The 24,586-nt window shown below is 40.5% G+C and carries 18 protein-coding genes; 13 read left to right on the forward strand and 5 right to left on the reverse strand.

The window, feature by feature from the left end; genetic code table 11:
- Positions 1 to 79: 79 nt before the first annotated feature.
- From FEK47_RS16555 to FEK47_RS16565, 3 genes are all read left to right on the forward strand, one after another.
- Positions 80 to 1,191 (forward strand): IS3 family transposase gene (locus tag FEK47_RS16555; protein WP_135489068.1). Its coding sequence is split into 2 segments (ribosomal slippage): positions 80 to 341 and positions 341 to 1,191, totalling 1,113 coding nucleotides; the frame shifts between segments, so codons are not numbered across the junction.
- A gap of 1,645 nt (positions 1,192 to 2,836) precedes the next feature.
- Positions 2,837 to 4,276: a hypothetical protein gene (locus tag FEK47_RS16560; protein WP_138183276.1), complete on the forward strand. Its 1,440-nt coding sequence runs from the start codon at positions 2,837 to 2,839 to the stop codon at positions 4,274 to 4,276.
- Between the two features lie 663 nt (positions 4,277 to 4,939).
- Positions 4,940 to 5,461: a polymer-forming cytoskeletal protein gene (locus FEK47_RS16565; protein ID WP_171020859.1), complete on the forward strand. Its 522-nt coding sequence runs from the start codon at positions 4,940 to 4,942 to the stop codon at positions 5,459 to 5,461.
- 99 nt (positions 5,462 to 5,560) lie between these two features.
- Here FEK47_RS16565 and FEK47_RS16570 read toward each other — a convergent pair whose 3' ends face one another.
- Entirely contained in the window at positions 5,561 to 5,917 is a 357-nt protein-coding gene (locus tag FEK47_RS16570) for a C40 family peptidase (RefSeq protein WP_167856165.1), read from the reverse strand.
- Between the two features lie 1,026 nt (positions 5,918 to 6,943).
- Here FEK47_RS16570 and FEK47_RS16575 point away from each other — a divergent pair.
- Positions 6,944 to 8,155, forward strand: coding sequence for a conjugal transfer protein TraF (locus FEK47_RS16575; RefSeq protein ID WP_135488373.1), 1,212 nt, complete (start codon positions 6,944 to 6,946; stop codon positions 8,153 to 8,155).
- A 434-nt stretch (positions 8,156 to 8,589) separates the two neighbouring features.
- Here the strand turns inward: FEK47_RS16575 and FEK47_RS16580 are convergent, their stop codons facing one another.
- The 3 genes from FEK47_RS16580 to FEK47_RS16590 form a co-directional block, all read right to left on the reverse strand.
- The gene (locus FEK47_RS16580) at positions 8,590 to 8,934 is read right to left on the reverse strand and encodes a hypothetical protein (protein ID WP_138183278.1); all 345 of its coding nucleotides are present in this window, start codon (positions 8,932 to 8,934) and stop codon (positions 8,590 to 8,592) included.
- A 518-nt stretch (positions 8,935 to 9,452) separates the two neighbouring features.
- A complete protein-coding gene (locus tag FEK47_RS16585; RefSeq protein ID WP_135488371.1) occupies positions 9,453 to 9,896 on the reverse strand; it encodes a hypothetical protein in 444 nt (147 codons plus the stop codon).
- Between the two features lie 639 nt (positions 9,897 to 10,535).
- On the reverse strand, positions 10,536 to 10,907 hold the full coding sequence (locus FEK47_RS16590; RefSeq protein WP_135488370.1) for a winged helix-turn-helix domain-containing protein: 372 nt from the start codon (positions 10,905 to 10,907) through the stop codon (positions 10,536 to 10,538).
- A gap of 1,098 nt (positions 10,908 to 12,005) precedes the next feature.
- On the opposite strand from FEK47_RS16590, the gene FEK47_RS16595 reads away from it, so the two are divergent.
- The 9 genes from FEK47_RS16595 (at position 12,006) to FEK47_RS16635 (ending at position 23,489) form a co-directional block, all read left to right on the forward strand.
- The gene (locus FEK47_RS16595) at positions 12,006 to 12,623 is read left to right on the forward strand and encodes a type 1 fimbrial protein (protein ID WP_135488369.1); all 618 of its coding nucleotides are present in this window, start codon (positions 12,006 to 12,008) and stop codon (positions 12,621 to 12,623) included.
- Between the two features lie 20 nt (positions 12,624 to 12,643).
- Positions 12,644 to 13,369, forward strand: coding sequence for a molecular chaperone (locus FEK47_RS16600; RefSeq protein WP_135488368.1), 726 nt, complete (start codon positions 12,644 to 12,646; stop codon positions 13,367 to 13,369).
- On the forward strand, positions 13,350 to 14,084 hold the full coding sequence (locus tag FEK47_RS16605; RefSeq protein ID WP_135488367.1) for a molecular chaperone: 735 nt from the start codon (positions 13,350 to 13,352) through the stop codon (positions 14,082 to 14,084). Before FEK47_RS16600 ends, FEK47_RS16605 begins: the two co-directional genes overlap by 20 nt.
- Positions 14,085 to 14,096: 12 nt before the next feature.
- Entirely contained in the window at positions 14,097 to 14,825 is a 729-nt protein-coding gene (locus FEK47_RS16610) for a fimbria/pilus periplasmic chaperone (protein ID WP_138183279.1), read from the forward strand.
- A gap of 11 nt (positions 14,826 to 14,836) precedes the next feature.
- Positions 14,837 to 15,451, forward strand: a complete 615-nt coding sequence (locus FEK47_RS16615; RefSeq protein ID WP_138183280.1) for a hypothetical protein — start codon at positions 14,837 to 14,839, stop codon at positions 15,449 to 15,451.
- Positions 15,452 to 15,453: 2 nt separating this feature from the next.
- The gene (locus tag FEK47_RS16620; RefSeq protein ID WP_135488364.1) at positions 15,454 to 18,057 is read left to right on the forward strand and encodes a fimbria/pilus outer membrane usher protein; all 2,604 of its coding nucleotides are present in this window, start codon (positions 15,454 to 15,456) and stop codon (positions 18,055 to 18,057) included.
- Positions 18,058 to 18,061: 4 nt separating this feature from the next.
- Positions 18,062 to 18,985 carry a hypothetical protein gene (locus tag FEK47_RS16625; protein WP_135488363.1) on the forward strand — a complete coding sequence of 308 codons (924 nt, stop codon included), beginning with the start codon at positions 18,062 to 18,064 and terminating at the stop codon, positions 18,983 to 18,985.
- 308 nt (positions 18,986 to 19,293) lie between these two features.
- A complete protein-coding gene (locus FEK47_RS16630) occupies positions 19,294 to 21,687 on the forward strand; it encodes a hypothetical protein (protein ID WP_138183281.1) in 2,394 nt (797 codons plus the stop codon).
- A 23-nt stretch (positions 21,688 to 21,710) separates the two neighbouring features.
- Positions 21,711 to 23,489 (forward strand): hypothetical protein, encoded by a 1,779-nt coding sequence (locus FEK47_RS16635; protein WP_135488361.1) that lies wholly within the window; start codon positions 21,711 to 21,713, stop codon positions 23,487 to 23,489.
- Positions 23,490 to 23,822: 333 nt separating this feature from the next.
- On the opposite strand, the gene FEK47_RS16640 is transcribed toward FEK47_RS16635, so the two are convergent.
- Positions 23,823 to 24,536, reverse strand: coding sequence for a ZirU family protein (locus tag FEK47_RS16640; RefSeq protein ID WP_138183282.1), 714 nt, complete (start codon positions 24,534 to 24,536; stop codon positions 23,823 to 23,825).
- Positions 24,537 to 24,586 lie beyond the last annotated feature (50 nt).

The following is a 24,586-nucleotide window of genomic DNA, read 5'->3' on the forward strand; positions in this document are numbered from 1 at the left end:
TGTAAGTATCCCGCATAATCGTGCCATTCATATTTAGAGATCATCCGGCATAATCAATCTGCCAACGAAGGAGATCGCTATGCGTAAAGCCCGTTTTACTGAGCATCAGATCATCGCTGTGATTAAGTCAGTTGAAGCCGGACGAACCGTTAAAGATGTCTGCCGGGAGGCCGGTATCTCTGAAGCCACCTACTACAACTGGAAGTCCAGATACGGCGGCATGGAGGCTTCTGATATTAAAAAAATCAAGGATCTTGAGGACGAGAACCGCCGTCTCAAACAGATGTTTGCTGACCTGAGTCTGGAGAACCGGGCGCTGAAAGACGTTATCGAAAAAAAGCTTTAAAACCAGCCTTTAAGCGTGAGCTGGTCACTCATCTGATAACGACATTCGGACTCAGTATCCGTCAGGCCTGCCGGAGTCTGAACCTGAGCAGAACGGTTTACCATTACCGCCCGGATACCACGCGTGATGAACCCGTTATTGCCGCCCTGCAGGCTGCGGCTGAGCGATACCCGCGATACGGATTTCCGAAGCTTTTCCAGATTCTGCGACGGCAAGGATACTCGTGGAATCACAAAAGGCTCCACCGTATTTACTGTCTGCTGAAGCTGAATTTTCGCCGTAAGGGCAAACAACGCCTGCCGGTGCGCAATCCCTCACCACTGGCTACGCCAGAAGCGCTGAACCAGAGCTGGTCTGTCGATTTTATGCATGATGCGCTGGCCTGTGGCCGTCGTTTTCGCACGTTCAATGTCGTTGATGACTTTAATCGTGAGGCGTTATCGATTGAAATCGATCTGAATCTGCCAGCTCTGCGAGTGGTCCGTGTACTTGACAGGATCGCGGCAAACCGCGGTTATCCGGTCATGCTGCGCATGGATAATGGTCCGGAATTTATCTCTCTGGCGCTGGCTGAATGGGCAGAGATACACGCAGTAAAACTGGAGTTCATCCAGCCGGGTAAGCCGACGCAGAACGCTTTCATTGAGCGTTTTAACAGGACATACCGTACAGAAATACTCGATTTTTATCTGTTCAGAACGCTGAATGAAGTACGGGAAATTACGGAGAAATGGTTATCAGAATATAACTGTGAACGCCCGCATGAATCACTGAACAATATGACACCGGAGGAATACCGACTTCACCATTATTTGGCCGGGTTCTCAAAAAATGCATGGAACTAAAACGGGTCTATTTACAGTTTCCATAACATAATATCTACTCTCTATAGTTTATGCTGCTCGATATAGTTTAGATTGTAATAATATGCTTATCTCCAGCTTCGTTTGAGCCGACTCATCTTTGTATCATTCTAAATGAGTTTATTAATAAACCGTAAATAATTCATAGTGATAACTATCTTTTTGCATAACTGGTTTGGATAGCTAGTGATTATGTAAATTTCTACGACCCTCATATGTCAATGTTGGCGTGTTACTCACTGTAGCTTATCATCCTGAACAGATGTGTTCTGTCTATAGTTTATAATAAGATGCAGAATTCTTTATTATCATCAGTAAGCGTATAAATAATCGATTCAGGTATTAATACGGATCACTACAACGTACTAACAGTTTCCAATGTCTTTTTTCCTTTCAATCAGTTATTAGCAGGATGGTTTTCCTCATTTGCTTGTACCTGTCTGTAGTTAAACCACTTTTATAGTACTAATTTTTGTATGGGAGTTAATCTTTTTTGCTTTCGATTTTTAGTTCGTTTCTGATACCTCATAGTCTGTTGTCTGAAGTGAAGATAATAGCATCTGTATTCTTTCCTAAGCTTTTGCCTTTAGTTTAGTTCGCCACTTTGTGGAACTATGGCATTATTTTTCACTTCATATGCTACTTTCAATTATTAGTAACCATAATCAACCTTTTCTTCGCTCGATACGTGTTGTCGACGAACAAACATCAACTAATTGTTTTAGCTGAGTGTAACTGTGCCGATTTCACCGTGAAATTGATGTGTAAAAACAATATAAATCAATATGTTATTGATGGTTTTTCTATGGCGAAATCGTCAGAGACAACAGATGATGCGGTAGCCTGTCACTTTGTGATTTTTAGCACAACTAGCCAGATTTTTATTACCTGTGCATTGAATCCGGAACTGAAGGCGAAATTCTTACGTCAAATTTGTGAACTACACAGTAGATCAATGAGCCGGTTAACTGAATAGCCAATGAATGACCTGGTAAAAATAAGAGACAATGAGTTGGTTTAAATCGTGCACGCTTAAAAGGTTATTCATATTTAATGTTGTCATAAATGTGATGAGGTACCCGAAGTAAGAGCTGATTCGACGCATGTTAAAGGGCTGACAAAAGTATCCTGAGCCCGCATTACGCTGCATTTGACGATTTCAACCTGAAATTTTTTGAAAAAATGTAGTAAATCAATGGATTGCTCACATTTAAGATTGGCGAAAGATCCTGAACGTTCACGACAAAGAATGGTGCAGTAAGCGCATAATTTTTCTGAGGGTAAAACTGCATTGCTAAAAGATAGATTATCGTAAGGCGATAACCTGATAGAAAAGATGCTTATTTCAGAATGTAATGGCTATTGTATACCACGAGTTCCGCATGTGACTTTTCAGGAAAGAGAGAAGAAGCGTACAGATAATTACTGAACTGTTTGCCTGTAAATGGTATTGCGCTATCGGATGTTTGAACCGGTGGCGCCTTTATGACTATTGGTAAGTTTGAATAAAAGGCTGAAAGGATTTGGCGCCATGGGAGCCACTGATGATGTGTTCTGTGCTTGTTGAGTAGTTGTGCAGACATCTAAAGTTCAGTGTGCTGATCCTGTTGAAAGGAGGATATCGCATATGTCAGAAAAAGATGGCCAGAGATGCTCTTCTGTATGTGTGATGAGTTATTCAGACACCGTTCCATTGAATGGAACAGATGCGTATTCGACTAAATGCGGGATGGAAATTGCTGCGGCAAATGTAGATTGTGGCAGCGTTAATACTATTGCCGATTATGTAATTCATGCCCCCTCTAACATCATCATGCATGTCATTAACCAAAATTTTGGCAAGGGTCAAAAAAGAGAAGCGCAGGTCATTACGGGGTTATTCATGGTATCGTCGCAAATAACAAAGATGCCTGAAAGCGTAGAAAAACAACGTGCTCAAAAAAACTATGCTGGAACATTGCGTTACTTAGTCTCTCAGAAGCATGTCAGTTTAACGTTATTTGTATCCGTAAATGATAAAGCTGATCGCATCAATCATCGACTATTAAACCGATTGCTTGATATTGCAAAAAACGCTGATTATCAACAGAAGTTGCTGCAGACGTTTCAGCTCACAGATATCAACTTCTTTATGCATGGTGTTGATGATAAGGAGGCAAAAAAAACAGGGATTTACGGGACATTAGTTTTTCGTAATGAGACTTCATCACACGATAGTAGTGACATACCAACATCTGTCCAGTTTCCCATTCAGGTAGAAGATGTAAGTAAAAAAACTTACGTGCTGTCATTTATCAAAAAATATTATTATCCAGATCCTCATGAATGCACCATTGAAGGTGATTTTGTCGGTATCGCACAAATAGCAGAAAAATTAGATAAAGCACGTCTGCGAGCTTTAATCGGGGCAGAACGTTACCAGAAAGCTAATAATAAGCTTAATGAATCAATTACGAACTTATCGCACGATATAACGCAATGTATTTCTGGCGTATTTGAGCTGAATGACATAGAGGCGAATTTTAACTGGATTTATCACTATATAGATGTTGTAAAAAAAGAACATGAGAATAGAAATGAAGAATATAAAAAATGGCAAAAGTGGTCATTACAGTACATAGATTATGCAAAAAGATTCTTAGATAACACACTGACCATACAGAACTATATAAGTGCTGTTTTGGAGATTGCTGCCGGGCTAAATGCTTTAGGTGATGACTATGCTGTTGTTGCCAGCAGGTATCTTGGTTCAAAAGGCTTTACCATGGATAGTCATGGTAAAATTAAAGCAAAATTTAGCATTCCTTCCATCTTAATAAATGGGAAATTGGCAGATTACAATTTTGAATCTGGTTCAGAAATAGCGATTCTTGCTGAGGCTGAACGTTGCTATTTAAGCTGTGAGAAAACTGAATTTATATGTCAGAGTCATGATATTGTCCCTGCCGTTGACTCTTCTCTTGAGTTCGAAGTTAAACAAATCATTGAGCAAGTAATTTATTATAAGAATAGCGGTAATGAACTTATAAAGCGTGGCGCTGCCATTTTCATTGAAGGGTTAGGGTAGTTACAACGGCGTGTGACTCACTATCCCTGAGCCTGGGATTACCTGCTCAGAGCATTCCTCAGATATTTTTCACATAAGCATTTCAACGACTTTGTATCGGTTCATCCTCGATACAAAAGCCTCCATCAACTATTTATACCCCTGAGAACAGCCTTCCTGGCGCTTTCCGCTTAAGCTCGTGACTTTTACTCTTTAGAATTTTTCCCTTTGTGCCGATTTGTACAGTAAGTCAATGTTCGTGACGGCAACATTGCAGTCTGGCTTTATGCGTATACCCACAGAAGAAGAGTATGTTATGTCCCGAACCATGATTATCGAAAATCAGAGTCAGTATGTTGAGATGAAAAGCAACACATCGCCGTTATTCAGAGAAGATGCAGCGAGCACAATAGCGATGATGAAGGCGCTATTCCTGGGAAGGATATATGGCCTTAATATCATCTGGCGGCCGGTGTTTCCCGAAGATATCGTTTACTGATGAATTTACCAATGAAATCTCTGGCTCATGATTACAGACCTGACTACCGGTTTCTCAACGCGGGAATAATGTTCTGGACCCTGGCATTAATTTTCTGGTATTCAGGAAAACTGTTTATCTCATCCATATTATTTTTCTTCATAATTTGCTCTTTCTCCACTCATTTTTTAAAGAAAAGGATACTCATGATGTTTAATAAATCTAAAGCAGCAAAAGATAAGTTAGAAATAGTGTCAGAAAAGGAAAGTGCAGACACCAGCAGTTCCTTAAAGAAAATTGAAAACAGAAATTTAACTAATGAGAGTGGAACAGATAGTACGGTTATTGCCAGTGATGTCGTTTTTGATGGAAACATAAATTCTAATAAACAAATATATATCTATGGTTGTGTGAATGGGAATGTCCTTGCTAAGGATGGACTGGTAAAAATAATGCGTAATGGCGTGGTGGAAGGCAATATTACCAGTCGGGAATTAATTGTTGATGGCGTTATAAAAGGGCACTGTCAGTCTGATTCTGTCGATATTTATGAAAACGGACGACTGGATGGTACGTTAGTTTATGTTTCTTTATCTATTAAAAAAGGTGGTGTTTTGACTGGTAAGGCTGAAGTACTAACGCCGAGTCCTGCAAAGCAAAAAATTGTCGATCTAAAGAGTGAGAAGGTCATTGCTGTTCCAGAGCAACCTGCAGTACGTGGAAAGTGATAAACTGAGCTATCTATATTTTTCTGGGGAGATCTCCAGTCCATTCACGCATCGGATGTCCTGAAGTCCTCCCAATTTCGCACACAGGGACTGAACGCCTCAGGCAATTATCAGACGCCTGGCTCCCAGATAATGACGGCGGTAAAAATCTTTTTCCAGGCTGACAATTTTGACATTTTGCCCCGTATGCGGCGCTTCTATGAAATGACCATTTCCCACATAAACACCGACATGATCGACTTGTTCCCCATGCATTGAGAAAAATACCATGTCGCCGGGTTGTAGAAGCATATAAGGCACATGGTGTGCCTGTGGCATGGAATACATTCCGGCGGCGGTCCTGGGAAGGGTAATGTGAAAATTCTTACGCCACGCGTACCAGATAAGACCACTGCAATCAAATCCGGTTTCAGGAGAAGCGCCTCCCCAGCGATAGGGTTTACCCAGCTGTGCCATCAGCGTATTAATGAAGACTGTATTGGGCGACAATTTATGCTGTTTTGTTGAGTGGGATGTTTTTGTTTTGCGGTGATGGTTAACGACAGGAGTGTGTCTGACGTGGTGGACCGGCGATGCCAGTGTTGAGGCATGGTAACCTAACATCAGTAAAAACAATAAAGAACGATGATGTCGATACATAATGTAGACCTCTCGTTAATTTGTAGAAATTCCGATGCTGTAAATTCATCCGATGATTTCTTTAAGATTTCTTTGAACCCGAGAATTGGCACGATGTGTAAAACCGTTAACGCTGGACCGACTTTTGAACGGGTAGAAAAGATCGGATTTTGTACGTCTATCATTGCAAGGGGTGACTGGAATATCCTGATGGTGTCGTGATGAAATTCTGATGAGAAATCATAAAGCAGGACTTGTTACAATGAATCTACTTTGCTATTCGGTGATGGTGAGAACGTGGAATCCGGGCTGTGTTTCCTTAAAGTAATCTACTCATTGGCGTGGCCATTTAGATATATCACCAGTGATTTATTTGTTAATGAATTGTACGCCTGATAGTGATTCTATTTTATTTAAGTTTGGATTTAGATATTTTATAAAACAGTAGTAACTAAATGAAATTAAATAAATATAAATCAAATTACTTGTAAAATACGCAAGACATGCACGTCCTGGTTAACACAGGAATGACGTGCTTGTAAGTAGTGAATTAAACACAGATTGCTGCTCACGTAATTTATACTCAATAAAATCAACAATTAAGCTTGTGAGATTGCGGCTGTGGTGGTGATGCATCAGCTTCGGAGTATTAAAAAATATTGTTAGTTACTGCGATTAATATCTGTGAACTTACCGGTTGGTTAGGTGTCTTGAGTTATTGAAAACAAGCTATTTTGGCATCGATTAAATATAAGTGTCTTTCGTCGAGAAAACTGCATGCCTTTTTTGATGGACGACACCTGTATATAGCTTCGATGGGATATTTATTAAAAACAATCTATTCTTTTAGCCGGGAAAATAAAAATGAAATTTACGCTAAGTCAGTATTCTCTGCTGACCTGTGCTTTTTTTATTGCGCTGTCTGGTAATACTCAGGCGGCTACGACCTATATGGAAGCCAGTAATGATGCTATGGGGGGAACGGGGGTTGCATCGTCGCATTATTGTGCGGCAGGACTCGCTAACCCGGCACTGATGACAAATGCCACTGCTTCCGATGATTTCAGCATGATTCTGCCGTCAGTCGGAGTACAGGTATCGGATCCTGACCATTTGCAGGATGGTGTGGATGGTGTGAAAGATGCATGGGATCGCTATGAGGCAGAACTGTCTGCTACTGGGACACCTCTGGAGGCAGCGACCGATCTGCAACATCAACTGGAGAAATTTAAAAATACACAGGTGAATGTACAGGCCAGTGTGGGCATGGTCGCGGCTGTCCCTAACAGTCAATTGCCTTTTGCCCTGATGATGAAGTCATGGGGGACAGCAACGGTAGAGGGAAAAGTCAGCAATCATGATCTGCAATATCTGGATGATGTGACTAAGGGTAAAATTATTCCAACAGCGGATGACCCTGATACGTTGACATCGAGGGCTTACGGTCGAGCGGCGGCGGTAAGTGATGTCGGAATTGCCTTTGCCAGGGCATTTGAGACTAACGGATTCAGATATTCCCTTGGTGTGACACCAAAATATCAGCGTGTAGATTTGTTTAATTACAATACCACGGTACAACATTACGACAGCCACGATTTCCGCAGCCGTGAATACCGTAACACGACTGGCGGGGCTAATGCCGACATTGGTTTTACCACAGAACTGAATGAACACTGGATGCTGGGGCTGGCTGGACAAAATATTGTTCCCCGCAGCATTGATACGAAAGAGGTTAATGGGCTGAAAGAAACCTTCAGAATTCGCCCGCAGGTGACTGCCGGGGGCTCATGGCATAACGGAATCGTGACGACTGCGCTGGATATAGATCTGACGCCGGCCAGTGGTTTTATCCGTGATAAAAAGCGTCAGTTTGCGGGTCTGGGGGCTGAATTTAATGCCTGGAATTGGGTGCAATTACGTGCGGGGTATCGTCAGAATATTGCCTCTTCAGAGGGCAACGCATTGACTGCCGGTATCGGCATTTCTCCATTCAATGTGGTGCATCTTGATCTGGCTGGTCTGATTGGTGCTGATCGGACGTACGGTGCAGTGGCCCAGTTGAGCGAGACTTTCTGACAGAAACCAGAATCCGGGGCTTACAGTAACATATTGCTGTTTTAGTTTGGGCATATAGCGGCGCTGTGAAAAATATAGTGAAGCGTATGCCCATAGTTTTTGTGGCAAGCTGTCGATGTATGATGTCAGTAGGGGAAGCTATATAGCAATACAATCATGTACCGGTAATGAACAGGGATATATGGAAGAATACAAAAAGCGCACTGACTAAAATTCTAACGATAAAGATAATCGAACGTAATCATATTTAGATGATGTTATTTTAAGATAAAAAATACCCACCATGATACATGGTGGGGAAATCGAACAATGAGTAGGACGGTTGTAGCAGGAGTTACCTCACACAAGAATCATTATTAACAGGATTAAAAATTGTGTATATAGGGCCATTGCCTGACAAAGTTTTATTTTGATAATTATTCTTATCACTTACCTTACATAAGTACTTTGACTTTGGATATCCATCCCCTTTGTTGCATACAAAGTTCCATCCACTCATAACGAGTATGTTCATTTACATCAATCACATAACTTCGTAAGGCTGGTGAACTTTCATACTTTTTTTTGCAGTGCTTGTTGTTGCGACATTTTTCGACGTGTGTTTCATAAACTGTTCTTTCCGCTACTCTATTCTTAACGGGATATTTCTCTTCAGCCAATGTTCCGCATTCATGTTGTGCAGTTGAAAGATCCTGGGCATCATAGCGAGTGCGTTGCCATTCTGTTGTACATCCTGATAATATGAATGAGAATAGTAGTAGTAAGTGTATTTTTTTCATATCATGTTCCTTATGTTCTGTTTGAGTATCGACTTCTTATATCACACACACTACGTTTGTCTAACTGAACAGTATCGTCGAAGCGAAAATTATATTATTGATCTGTGTAATAAAAATAATGGAAAAATATAAAAATAGAAGATTTGTATCAGATATTCAATACAGTTGATTACTTATGTCTGTGATCATTGAAGGTGGTTAGATATGTCATAATCCTCAGGTGCTTAGACGCTAACTGGCATCAGACAGTTGTTATCACCCTTGTTACGAAATGATGACGAAAACCAGGATACGATAGTTCAGAACGTAAACTCAGTTATGGTTGAGTATGGAATGGTCATAGAAAAATAAGAGAAACAACAGGGGCATATACGGCGGAAAATCGTGGATGCGGGAAGCATGAAGTTACCGTAACAAAAATAAGGATATCTTCTTAGTGAAGAACAGCAGTAATAGTCATTCCCGTCTGGTGACAGGAATGCATTATCAATGATAAATGTTAAGCTGGCGGGTTAGCTTTATTGTAAAACGGCATTTCTATGAGGAAATGGGGTATGGTGATCAATAACAAAACGGGTAACTTTACCGGTTATAGAAGATAAATCGCAGCGGAAATAAAATGGAATCCATTTCTCCCCGGAAATAAGGTATTGGCCATTGCCAGTTAGTCTGATAGGACTATGTAATATTAAAGTGTTTTGTTCCCCGTCACTGAGAATGACTTTCTCGACGAGAGATTCCTGTCTTTGTATAACAGTCGTTGCAACGGGGCGGCATAAGAATTCTGCTATTTGATGTGCTTCAGTCCACTCGTTCTTGATCACCGTTCTATCTTGTTCATTACTGATTTGTGTTGTCATGATTTCTTCAAGATAATTTTTTTGCTGTGTAGTAAGAACTGAAGAAAAGGAAATTGTGGGAAGAATTAGTGCACCGGTAAAAAGCAATCTAGCTGTTATCATGTAATTCTCCATTAAAAACAATATAATCCATAATTATTGAACTACCAGATACATTCATTTTTACACGAAAAATAATAAAATCTTGATGATAATTATGAAATCTGGCATTACCTGTCATTTGATTACATCAATGAAGAATAACAAGTTGCTGGGGAATATTGTTTTGGTTATAACGTAATGAAATGCACATTATGATCGGAGACAAACGATATCAAGGAACATGTTTAAAATTCACCATGTAACTCTGGACGTAACCAAAGATACCGGAGGAACTGAGGAATCATGCAAGGTGCGCCTCGTCAGTAACCCGAACTTGTTAACAGTCAAAGGTAAGGTCGTGATACAACCTTGCCATTAAAGAAGATGAAAGATGCAATAGAGTTGCATTTTCTGCTAAGAAATTAGTTAGAAAATAATTTACGTGTTAATTATATTGCCTGTAAATGTTTTGTCAGGAATGATACTGTGGTTGCTATATTGTAGTGCTAATAAAAATATTCCCCTGCCATCCGAATGCACAGAGGAACAATAGCTGAAGTATTGCTTAATATTGAAATTTAATTGTTTGAATATCATTAATAAGGGCCTAAACTATTAGGCTAAATAAATAATTATAGGTATAGGGTGTGTGGATTGAACTCAAATAAAATTTAATATTAGTGAAACAAAGCGAGTAATTAAATTACGTCTTATCGCATTTCCAGCTCCTTGTGCATGAATGGTCATTTTATAACCTCGCTTGTAAATATTTTCGATTATCACTGGTCCACCTACAGCATCAATTTTTCTACGAAGCTGAAGAATAAGCTGTTGAATGTTATTATTACTGATTACCTCCCATCGTTCTCCCCAAACAGATTGAGCAAGTTCATTTCGTGGTAGAATACTATCTGACTGCTGCTTGTGCATCAGCGACGAAAACAATGCCGCTTCTTTTGGGCTTAATCGGGTCGACTTTTTACCAAACATAAGTACACCGGTTTCATCATCAAAATTCAATTCAGTGTTCATATTATATCTCCTTGCCAAATATGTATTACCATATAAACATTAATCTATTATCAATACGTGAAACTGGTTAAAACAAAATAATTAATAACCACCTGATAACAGAATTCTGATACTGTCATAATTATTTTTATGTCCCTGGTGATTTTTTTGTGAATTTTGGCAGGCACTTATGTAAATCAAAAGTTTAATAAGCAAGATAAAAGTTACTTGACGAAATGAAGTATACACAAAGAACCTAAGGTAATTTTTTCACTATTTTAAAATTAGCAATAATTCTGGATGCTATCAGCATCGCTATTTCCAGAAAGGGGGTAAAAAACGACATCGAATCCCTGAATTCTTGCACACTGGCAAAATGCAGATTGTTGCAAGTATGCCCATTCATTAATTTCCATATTCACCGTATCGGATTCAGGTGAAGACTGTACAGTGATAAGACATGGTCTGATATTGATAATGTCAGTCAGATCTTTTTTACCTCATTGATAAAGCAGGGATACGAAACACATTGATGGTGCATACCAACAAATGACCCGCTGTTCTGGATGCTTCAGAGTTCGTCCCTCGCCATAACCGAATCTACGGCAGAACCACCATTTACAGCCGGAATTCATCAACTCGTGGATAAGGTGACCAATCAGCGGTGGTTTGATCTGGCGCTGAGCCTGGGCAATCATAATGGAGCTTCATCGTTCAGAAGTCGTCAATACAATCGCTAGCACATTGGACACACCTCCTGATGTTCAGGTGTTCCAGGCTCGACTTATCGTTGATGGATGATGAAAACTTCATGTTGCGTAGCATGATCCGCAGAAATGATAAAATCAAATAGCTCCAATGAGTACAGGTACAGTATTTTGTTTTTTTTAGTGAATAATTTTATTCCAGGAATTTAGATAAAAGACACAATTATTGTTTTGATATATATCTTCTTTTTTTCTTTTTTTATCTTGTTTCCGATACTATTTCTGATTTACAGAGCTGTATATACTCAATTACAAGATTTTTTGCTTGTGAACGATATATTTTCCTGAAAATGAGTTTAGTTTTGTAACTGGATTCTGGAATGGCAGGAGAATTTAGATATCGTTGTGAATAATGAGTAAGGTAATTATTGTGAAATATTGGTATTCAGTTAATATTCTGATGGCTATAGCTACTATGGGTGTGTGGAATAATGCTGTTGCAATCGGCAAGCCAGCGCATATTGACGTTTATGCAGAAATTTCGGAAACAACATGTGATATAAATGTATCAGATGAGAACATAATATTAGGCACTTTCTCTGCAAAAGATTTTGCAACCGCGAAAACGGATGTTGGCGCAAAATCTTTTTCCTTGAGTGCCTCTAATTGTGCCGAGTCTGGTAGTCCTACGGGGGCAACCAATAGTGCAGGCGGTGTTTATGCAGAAGTTTTATTTAGTCCAGGAATGGCTATTCCCGGTGAAACAACATTATGGAGTAACACAGGGAAGAATGATGTAGGTGTCGTTCTTAGAGGCAATGTGTATGACTTTGCTACAAAAACACCAACTGCTGCAGAAATTAAAAACAATGATTATATTCAGTTAGCAGATGTCCCTGCAGGAACAAAAGTAAGTACAATTGATGGAAAACAAGCAATTATAACCGCATCATTGCAGGCGATAACTGCTTATACTGCTGCTGCGCAGCACATTAAAGTACCTGTAGATTTCATGATGGTCTACCAATAAGCACGAGGTAAGAGGCTAAAGTGTTTAATTTTTTGCAAAGGTATTTATTATTGTTTTTGTTCCTGTTGCCATCTGCATGGGCAGATGGTATTGGGATTAATGCGCTAAGAATAATTTATCCAGCAGAAAAGAAGTCAGTTTCAGTAAGCTTGAGAAATAATACTGACAGTACCTGGTTGATGCAGAGTTATATTACTAGAGTGAGTGCTGGCAAACCAGACGGGCAGTATTTTAAGGTACTTCCTGGAATTGAAAAAATTTCCCCCAGAAATGCCGCAGCGATCAGGGTTATTGCGACAGAGGAAACTGATAAACTTCCTGGCGATAAAGAATCAGTATTCTACTTTATTTCTCGAGGCATTGTCGCATCAAACCCATTAGAAGTAGAAATCTCTACGAAAACTCAGGCTGGAATTATATTTTCCTTATCCTCACAAATAAAAATGTTTTACCGCCCAGCTGGATTAACGGAAGAGGGGGCTGATCAAGCAGCCAAAGAAATCGTATTTAATCGAACTGCTGCGGGCGTCAAAATCATGAATAATAGTCCGTATTACGTTTCGCTTCATGACCTTTTTTTTGATCACAATAGTATAGCGACTCTTGGTCTGAAAAATATGGGGATGATCTCCCCCTTTGAGTCTATAGAGTTGACTTCCACAAAAATAGCGAATAGCAGACAGGTGTCATGGGTGACTCTTAACGATCTTGGTATGGCAGAAATGCATGAGCGAAAAATTCATTAATATGCGCGCCTTTTACTTTTTGTTAATTATCTTATGGTTACCTGTGATAAGTCATGCTGATGGGTTAAGTGTTGATCATACCAGAGTTATTATGAGCTCTGCATTGCACAGCACAGAGATAGTAATTAGCAATACCAGTAAATATACATGGCTTGTGCAGAGTAGAATTGTTAATTCTCCTGGCAGTGCAGAGAAACTAACGCCATCGGCAAATTTTTACATTTTACCGCCAATTTTCAAATTACCATCAGGTCAGTCGCAAACAGTACGGATAATTCGTCGACAGCCTGTAGAACAACATAATCAAGAAACATTACAGTATATTGTTTTCAAGAGTATACCGGCAATTGATAAAACGTTTTTTGAACTGAACAAGGTCAAACAGCAGCTATCGGTATCACTGAGTTTGATTATTAAGCTTCTTTCACGTCCCGCTGACATTAATGTATCGTGGGAGAAGTCTGTTTCATTATTATCATTTACGAAAAATGTTCATGCATTGACGATCAGCAATGCCAGTCCTTACTTTCTGACGCTTAGCAGAGTTTTTGTCAATGGAACAGAAATAGCATTAGAAGGAAAACAGAGAATGATTACCCCTTTTAGTAAAACTATTCTCGATAAGGTAATAACATCGCCAGGGGATGAAATAAAATGGACTATCGTCAACGATCAGGGCGGCGAAACCAGGATGATGACTTGCAATTTATTATAACGAAGGATATCTATGCCCTTTTTGCGCCAGATAGTTATGTTTCTGTTAATAGTAATAACAAACAAAGGGCTGTGTGATGAGGGTTCGCAGGGTATTTTCATTAATAAAACAAAACTGGTCTTCTCTTCACATTTAAATAAAATTGTTCTCAGGATGGTTAACAATACTGCCGAACATTATTTATTACAGGCAGTAATTCAAAATTACGATCCTAAAACGGGGATGGCAGTTAATGATAATCAAGTCACACCCTTTATGGTTTCGCCTCCACTTCACGAACTACGTGCCGGTGATAATATTTTTTTGTCTTTACTTGTCGTGCCATCACGCGCAACGCTCTTACCATCAGATAGAGAGAGTTTATACTATTTGACGCTAAGGTTAATACCATCTGAAATTAAAGTGTACAACTCAGTTAAATTACATTTAGTCACTGCCTATAACATCAGGGTCTACTGGCGCCCGATGCTTGAACCAATTAATGGAAAAGAAATTTACTTCTCTTGCAATAATGGTGAGTTGAATATTTTCAATCGCTCAGGTTATTACAGAGAAGTGACACAGCTATTTATTGATAAGTTTAAGATCAAAAAGTCAATACTTATTAGACCCGTACCACCTTATGGCAAATTGGGAATAAATACTTCTGTTCAACATTGCTCATCAGGTATGCATCAGGTTTCATGGCGTTTTCGTGATGATTCTGGTGTGCCATCTGATTTATATCAAATGGATTTTTAGCGAGTCATGGTATGAATGTTTTGATAAGAAAATTTTGTGGCATTCTGTTGTTTGTTGTCTCTGTTTTTTCGCAGGCAACTCTGGCATCTACTCCTTTGCAGGAATACGCATATTTAAATTTTCATGCAGTTGTTGAAGCCACAACATGCGATATCTCTTTGGATAAAACGGAGGTTGAAGCGTCGATAAACAAATCGATACTGACTGCTGTAGGTCCTAATAATGTTTATCCACTTGAGATTCTTGAACTAACGTTGAATAACTGCACAGGCCTTATTGATGCGGGAAAGAATGTGATGGTTGGTTTTAGTGGGCAGGAGGCCGATACCGATTATACTTTCCGTGCAGCAGATTCGAAAAATGTTAAGCTATCCGCTGTTTTTAATTTTACCGATCAATTAACGGTACCCAACATTGCACATTGCAGTCAGGCTAATGTAATTAATTATAATAATCTTACTGCAAATTTACTTCCCTGGCCTGTAAAGCCTGCGCCTTCAGGTGAACTCCACTCATTGAATAATAGTAAGGCAAAACTATTCACAGGTATTTGTATTCCTCTTGATGGTGATTCAGGAAATGGTCAATTTCACGCTGCATTAGATATCACATTATTCTTCATCTAATCATGAATCATAAGAAAATTATTGATCAGCTCTTATTCAGAGTCGAAATAAACCTTCTCAGATTATCATTAATATTAATGATTGTTGGGCCTTTTCTTTTCCAGAAATCGAGCCATGCTGAAGATTATTTCGATCCTGACCTGCTGATGACCGACCAGCAGGGAAGCACAGAAAAAATAGATCTTAGTCAGTTTGAAAAGGAATCATCACTTGCTGAAGGAACATATCTTGTTGATGTTATTGTTAATACTGTATGGATATCCTCAGAAATGGTTAAGTTTAAAGTATCTCCTCACGGAGGAAAACTGACCGCACAGTTAAACCGCGAACAACTTAGCCGTTGGGGAGTTAATACTAATAGTAACGATGCCCTTGCAGGTTTAAAAAACGGTGAATATGTTGATGATTTGTCACGTGTTATTCCCGGCGCAACGATTCGTTTTGAACAGCAGAAACTAAAACTTAATGTTGAGATTCCACAAATAGTAATGAAACCATCCGTATCTTCTCAGCTTCCTGCAGTCGACAAATGGGATGACGGCATACCCGCTCTGATGTTTAATTATATGTTCAGTGGTATGCAAAGTGATGCTGATTTATCCAACAGACATGCAAGAATGCGTTCACTTTTTCTTTCATCGCAAGGCGGTGCAAACTGGGGGCCATGGCGGTTACGCAGTTCCATTACATGGTCGCAACAGGCAAATTCACCGATATTCTCTAACCGATATATTGCGAGAGATCTAAAAAAAATAAAGAGTGAACTTACTCTGGGTGAAACATGGACACAAAATGACATACTGGACAGTATTAATTTTACAGGTCTTAAGTTGAAATCCAGTGATGGCATGAAACCTGACAATCTACGTGGTTTTGCTCCTGTTATTTCTGGTATTGCCAGCTCGCGTGCGCAGGTTAGTATCTATCAGAATCATAATCTCATCTATCAGACATCCGTTGCCGCTGGAGATTTCCGCTTAACAGATATTCCACAGACAATGAATAGCGGTGAGTTGACGGTAATTGTCAGAGAAGCGAATGGTAATACTCAGCAGTGGGTCCAGCCCTATACCGGACTCCCCATCATGCAGCGAAATGGCCATGCTGAATATGAGTTTGAGATAGGGAAGGCAATATTTAACTCTTATCATAAGGATGTTCAACCTACATTTGGCCAGGGAACTCTTATTTATGGTTTACCTGCAAACACCACTGGCTATGGCGGTTTTTTGCTTTCTCGAAAATATATAGCCATGACGGCAGGTGCTGGCGTTTCACTGGGAGAGTTGGGTGCTGTATCGATTGATAATACCTGGTCGCATGCAAGCCAGCCTCAGAGTTCTACGATATCGGGTAATGCATGGCGACTTAAGTACTCAAAAAATCTTCTTACTACGGGTACAACGATTGATATCTATGATTTTCGTTATGCGTCTCGTGGTTATATATCCTTTATGGATAGTCAGACTTTACCTGTTATGAGCTCTTTAATGGGTCGCCCGGTTTTAGGTGCATTATACAGAAACAGTAGACGTCACCGAAATTCACAACAGATTATTTTGCGACAAAATTTTGGTCACTGGGGAAATATGAATCTTAGCGCAATTCATGAGGATTACTGGAATTCAAGCGAAACTGATAACCGTTTTAGTTTTGGATATGGATTGTCTGTTAGTGCAGTTTCTATGTCGATTAACGTTTCCGTTAATAAAAATCAGCTCACCATGCCAGGGCAGAAAAAGAATTGTGAGGTTTCTTTTAATCTTTCAGTACCGCTTGATACCTTCTCATCCAATTCAAATTCCCGTTATGGTGATCTCAGTTACCAGGCAATTCGCGACTCTCGTGGGGATTTCAGTCAAATGGCCAGCCTTTCCGGAATGTTAAATGACAACTGGAATTATGAGTTTGGACAGTCATCGTCACAAGGCCAGTATGCGATGACAATGTTAAACATGGGATATGACGGAAGTACGGGTAATGCGCAATTTGCCTATGACTGGAGTCATCATCAGAAGACGGCGAGCGCCAGTGCTACTGGCGGCGTTGTCATCCATCCCTGGGGAGTGACGCTTGCACCTGTCTTAGGGGAAAGTATTGCTCTGATCCGCGCCCCCGGCGCTTCCGGGGTTCATATCGTTAATACTCACGAAAATACTGATTGGCGAGGTTATGCCGTGGTTCCCTCACTCACAAATTATCGTTATAACGCGATTAATCTCGATCCTGATGGTCTTGATAGCCATGTTATGTTAACGGAAACCGGAAGACGAGTTGTACCGACAAAAGGGGCTGTTGTTGTTGCAGAATATCCCGTACGCACCGGAAGGCAGGCCATTATAACGTTGCATTATCAGCGAGGTGTTGTTCCGTTTGGTGCGATGGTAAGTTTAGCGACGGATCATAATAAAGGGAATGCGGGGATTGTCGGCGAAAATGGTGAAGTTTACTTATCCGGATTAACTGATGAAGGAGACTTAAAGGTTATATGGGGTAATGAAATAAATAAACAGTGCAGTACCTCTTTCAAGCTCCCGCATGATTCTGGGCGTTATTTAGATGAATTAACCCTGACTTGTCATCAACACCCTCTTTCCTCGAGATAAACTTATGTTCAGATTTATGCTTCTGCTGTTCCTTATAGTCTGTTCTTGTTCCCATGCATCATCATTCTTAGCAAAATCTGTCTCTGATGGAAGTCAGGCACAATGCGAAATTACTGGTATAAGTCATACCCAAGGTGCTACTTCTCCTGCTGAACTTGGTGTTCTCTGTAGTTACCACACACAAAATAATCGAATATTTGCCCTGACTCTGGGGTGGTCTGCTCCTGGTGCTGTTTCTGTGAACTGTAATGGATCCCAGAATGTGCAATCTTCACCATTGGGAACAGTGATTAACACTACGTCCCCCCCTGCAGAACAGGATGTGAGCGCTCTATACTCTTCGGGATATCTGTTTAATGTGGGGGCTGGGCAAGCTGTATGTCAGATATCTTTTAATAATTCCAGCCTAATGTTAAAACCCGGGTTATACATTGCTGGATTATTCAGTAATTTTAAAAACCAGCCAGATGTATGGGAATTGCCTGGTTATGTCGCAATCAATTATAAGACCGTACCAGCAGAGACTGGTTCTGTTTTCTGTTATCTTATTACTCCTCCAGACACCACTGATATGGGGATTATAAAACCAAATAGTGAGTCGAAACAGGTGAGCATTAATATTGGGGTTAGTTGTTCTGGGGCAGCCACCAGTACGAAGGAAGCTGTACTGGGCTATTCTGTGCGATTTAGTCAATTCAATTGTTCTACTGATTGTTCGTTACTGGGTGAATATGATTCTTATCCTGGTGGTGTTGCTGATCCCGGCGATGACCCGCAAACCGGTTTTACTATGAGTGATGTTATGTGGTTTAAAAAGGGACAGACTGAGAATACAAAAAACTACACTACGCGATGGAAAATCAAGGATAACAGCGGAAATCCCAGAGATATTACTGCTAAAGCATATGTGGGGATATATTATTATTAGGCTTTAGTTAATTTTATATCACCACCATTTTCAAGATTAAATGCATAGCATTATGCATAGCACGGCTGATACTATATTTTATATCATTATACATCCATTATTTCAATCCAAGACACATCCCCCTTTTCAGCTCTATGTCTAACCAGTTTATATGGATGTGATTTTTATTATATTTTTGATAATTAATTTAAATGATAGTCTGTAATAATTATTGCTGTTAATTATGACTGTTTTATGATTTTTTATTTGTTTTGATTTTTATTAGCCTTATTGAATCTAATCAGAGAGTAAATGTTCAAGGTTTTGATATGACTTCAACAGTATATGAAAAAAAAACTACGTATGATGGGTTAACAGTCACATTAAGCATGCGTAAAGGTAATTACGATGGAGATGTTTACATCCGGAATAGTAGCTGGGAATACCTGGGGGACTTTGAAAAATATCATATTTATTATCTTTTGAAGGTAAGTGACAGATATGGTAATCCTGTCTCTGGGAAACGAATTACAGTGAATGTCAACACCATTGCATTTCCTACTACCAGTGATTATAAAGATTATGAACCCGTAATGTGTTACTCAGGGGATTTAAAGAGAGATAATCCAATAGTTAGTGCCTGGACTGATGTAAACCTTGATAGCAATGGTGAATATCTCGCTGGGTTACTCCCCTCTCTGATAGAAAAGGGGGCAGGCCAATTCAAAAAGGATGCCGGTGGGCCGCTTATTTACGCAGTCGTTGAATTAATTTTTCTTGTTAATGATGTTGATGTTCGAGCTGTTATTAATATTAATAACAAATTTGACCAGTTACATATGGGGATGTTGGAATCATATCCAGTGGTTACTAATTCTACAGGTGACTACAGAGATATTACTGATACAGTAATCTATTATCCATCAGTTTTTGATTTTGCGCAGCCTCCGTCACGAAAACAAGTGTATTTTGGTTTTCGTGAGGATGCGGTTTACCTGCCTATGGAATCTGATCTCGTCGGGGTTTCAATAGATAAAAATAATCTAGCTCAAATACCATTTACTGAGAAAGAGATTAATAATAGAGCCGTGTGGGCTTACGGTGTTAATAGATCAGGTTGGCTATCCTCCCCGTTGCGTTGTCGCGAAGCTAATTCGCAGTTCAAACCCGTAATCATCGTCAGTCCTGAAAACAACAGCAATATTTTTCCGGGGCAGACGGTTTATGCCACTTTCCAGTATGCACTGAAAACCGGTGAAGTTTTTTCCGGAACGGAATGTCCATTTAAATTAAACCGGGGGGCATTTTATCCTCCTGATATTTCCTGGTGGCAGGACGGGAATACCTTATATGGCGGCTGCTTACTGACTGTGGATGACAGCCTGAAGAAAGGTGATCGGTTGTCGTGGACGGTTTCCTGCTGCCTTGATAATACAGGAGTTCCGGTTGCCTCTGAAACCGTGACTTGGAATGTGGCCTGGGATGCCGATATCGATGTTGACGTCACTTTTGCCGCCGATATACCCGCGTTAATTGATTACAGTAATGACAGTACGCGACCGTTATCCTCACGTCCCACCATGACCTGGCGGCTGACCGTACCGGGACTGAGAAACACCCAGGCCTGTTTTTATCCCCTCGTGACCCGCATTACCGAAGACGCCATCATCAGCGACGAGTCGTTCAGTGAATTTGTCCCCTGTGTGGTGGACAGAATCAGTGGTGATTATTTTTACGTCATGCTGGACGACCTGGGGAGCGCTGTCATTAATGTGCAGCCCCGGGAAAACCGCACGCTGCTTACCGCGTTCAGCGCCGGGATTTACGGTGTAGGGACGATGATTAACACCGCGAACTTTTTTATCAACAGTGCCTGGGAAACCGCGAGTGTTCCTGCTGTCAGCGTGACGGAAGGACAGAACCCTCAGGCGCGCCCCGGTGACGACAGTTATGCTCTGGCAACATTTCCGCTGCTTTCTAACTGGGAGGCGGTGAAGGCGCACGATCTGCTGGGTGGCGCAGTCTATCTGTTTGCCGGAAAAGAGATACAGAAAAAGAACCACTACACCCCGTTGATGTTACTGGAAAAAACGCAGATCCCGCTTAAAGCCGATGGTGGCGCGCCCGATATCGCCCTGTATTTTACCGAATCTAATTTTGAGGCCGGAAAGACCTATTACATCCACGCCTGTCTTGTTGAAAACGCTTATCTGCACAAGGGGGTGAATTATCTCCGTCTGCAGGACATCAGGTTCGATATTCCGCAGGATCAGCCTGCCGTGCCGGAAGGGGTGAAGCGGACGTACCGGGCGCCGGAATTTGTCTGTAAAGACGGCGCGGTGATTGATGAAGATGACGTCCTGCTCGGGCGCAATGAAATCGGTTATCAGGGGCTGGAATACCGCATTCCGTTATCTGGCGGGCAAAAACACCTGGTGGCGGGCGACCAGATAATGGCCACAGCATATCTGCACACGTGGAATAAACAGACGCAGGAAATGGAAAACAGTAATCCGCCGTTGAAATTAAATCAGCTCTACACAGTGACAGAGGCTGATATCAACCGGGGCTATCTGACGGATATTATTTCCGCAGATGATCTGGCGGGCTGTGATATGCCGCCGCAGGGCGTGGATCAGAGCACGCTGAGAGTGGAATACTTCTGCCAGAATAAACAGGAATACTCTTATCTGCGTGAAGTATTTATTGATATAACAATGTAATTAATAAAGTTAAAGGTGATGTCATGTTAAATATGCGTAAAATTAAAGCTGTAGAGAAGTTTAAATCTGAACAACATCTCAGAGATGTTCATCCGGTGAGTTCTCATGTTAACGCCCTCACTCCAGGGGCATTAACATGCAGCTTCCCTTCCCAGAAAGGGATAGTGCGAGGGCAGACTGTTTATCTGGAATTTTATTATAAATACCAGAATGCGGAAATTGCCATGGATCCTAACGCAATAAAAATGGATGTGACGAGCAAAAATATTTCTCCAGAACTACAAGGTGAGGGGGAATTTACGGATACTGATGGCAATAAAGTGTATATGTACAAGTATTCGTTCAAGGTAACTAACAAGGTTGCTCCGGGCGATAAAGCGATCGACTTGACATTGACTGTACAAGCCCTGGGAGCAGCTACGCCAGTAACATGTAACTGCCAATATTATGTGTTGGAGTCAAATACTGATTTCGATGATGAGGTTACCATCTCTTTCGATAACTCTCAGGTTATTGATTTGAATGCCCCGGAAACTCTTAATGATAGTTATTCAAATCTGTCTGGCGTCACCTATCTTACTGGTACGGTAACATTTAAACGTAATTTGACGAAATATCCTGGTGATGAAAATCACCAGGATATCCAACTGTATTTGCGACCTGCGAATATGCTCCAGGCGGTATGCGAGGACGTGTTTTTTATGATGTCTGATACTAATCAGGGGGGCGCTAAATTATATCCTGATATGCAATATAATTATGTTAATCATTTAACTACAAGTAATATTGATGGCTTTGTCATTAATCTTGAAAATGATCCTGTATCGAAAACTGGTGTAGCAAAGTTCCGTATTTACCCCTGTGCTAAAGATGCTGGTTTCCTGGTGATAACCGTCAGTTCTGGTTCATCAGATACTGATACTTCTGACTCTAATGGGCTGTTTATTGAAGGTATTGCACCAGAGTATATGGGGTATTCTATGTACTTTGAAAATACTGAGGGCGATGTTCTCGAAGAAGGTCAACAGACAGTGAATATGCATTTCAAATCTCTGGAGGATGCGGAATCTGAGCCAAATTATGGCGGCTTTATAAATGATACTGTTCTTGTATTTAACGATCCAACTTATGTTGACCTTATGGGAACACAAGTTATGGGTACTCAAGCCTTTTTGGGACGTTACGAGGTTCCTTCACAACCGCAGAAAACGATTTATCCCTTTGAATTTGATACTACAGAGTTAATGGTGCAGGATAACGTAAATAAAGCCAAAAACAGGATTTCATACATTGTTGCTGAACGTAGCGGCAACGTAGGGATTTCTGAACATAAAAGACTTATTGTCACGCAGGCAACTCCAGTGACGCCGCCGAAAAAAGGGACGTTAAAATCACCAACCTTTATTGATGTTAGTGGCACGGAAATGGTATCAGGAAGGATAATTAATAAGCATCGTATTGGCAACGGCCTGCCTGGCGAGCATATGTACTATCGGATCCCGGTTACTGGAAACCTTACTGCGGGAGATGTTATTAATTCTAAAATTGAGTTATCGTATTACGATGATGATAATTATGTTTATTCAAATTTACCTGGTCGGTTACTTCATTCCTACGAAATTACGCCAGCAGATGTTACGCTAGGTTACCTACGGGTTGAGGTTATGTATGAAGATCTTTGTAATTGCAACAGTGATCCTTTAGGCCAAGTCAGTAGCAATTTAATTATCTGGTATGAGACTGAGGGGAGTATTAAAACTGTGTCTTCTACGCTAATTCTTTATATCGATACAGTAATGTAAGTCCAAAATGGATACCAGTAATAATGCTGGTACCCATATTTATATTTTATTGCAATAGTGTTTTGGTATTAATATGTCAAAGTATAAATTATTAATCATTGGTGGCATATTATCCTCATTGGCAGGGTGTGCTTATGTTGTGCATCCACACTGGGATAAATGTGGTAATTCAGCGTGTACAGTACAAGCGATAAATGTAGCAAAATAACAGTTATGATGAATCATAAGGCAGTCTATTCATTATTATTTTACACTCCATAGGGAAATAGCCTAAGTTTGTCAGAAAACCACCAATACCGAGTGGTATGGTGGTTTTCTGGCTTTACAAGGGAATTAAGGATTAGATACAACTACCTGAACTTTTCGTTTCTGAGTCTCTTTAGTTACTTTCCAGGTACTGTTTGTTGCCCCTGCTATATCAATATATTTACCGCTATTAACTGGGGCCTCTTCCTGCCACTGGTAGTTCAATACGCCGCACGCTTTTGTACAGGTTGGTGTTGCTGTCAGAGTGTCATTAACGACTGGCGCGCCAGAAGCTCCGGTACCACCGCTTATCGCAACGCTATTAACGTCGTCACTTCCAGAAATTTGCAGACCACCTGCGGTTCCGTTTCCCATAGCCTGAACAGGTTTTCCCTGGAATGGTTCAGTAATATTTTTGTCAGTTTGTGGAGTAACAAAGAGCGTTATCGTCTGGCCTAAATCATTTTCCTGAATGGTATAAGTTTCAGTTGTTGCCACTTCCGTAGAGCCAATCTTCCAGCTATAGAGCCGAGGCGTCGTTGTATCGGGTTTATCTCCATCAACATCGGCAAATGCAAAGTCATGAGCGGGATCGATTTTTACGACATCGCCGTGGTCAAGAATACCATTTGCATTTTTATCCTCAAAAGTAATATCACCTGCAGTCAGGGTTGGCTCATGACCTGTAATGGGTACTGTTGCGGAAGAGGTGATTATTGCTGCGACGGCATTAACACTCATACTGAGTAAAAAGCCCATTGTAATGCTGGCGGCAGTCTTTTTTTTCAAGCTTAGTTTCATATTCTCTTGTCTTATCATTTAATAACAAACACCCAATAAAGATATGGGGT

The sequence above is a fragment of the Escherichia sp. E3659 genome, assembly GCF_005781135.1.
GTDB lineage: Bacteria > Pseudomonadota > Gammaproteobacteria > Enterobacterales > Enterobacteriaceae > Escherichia.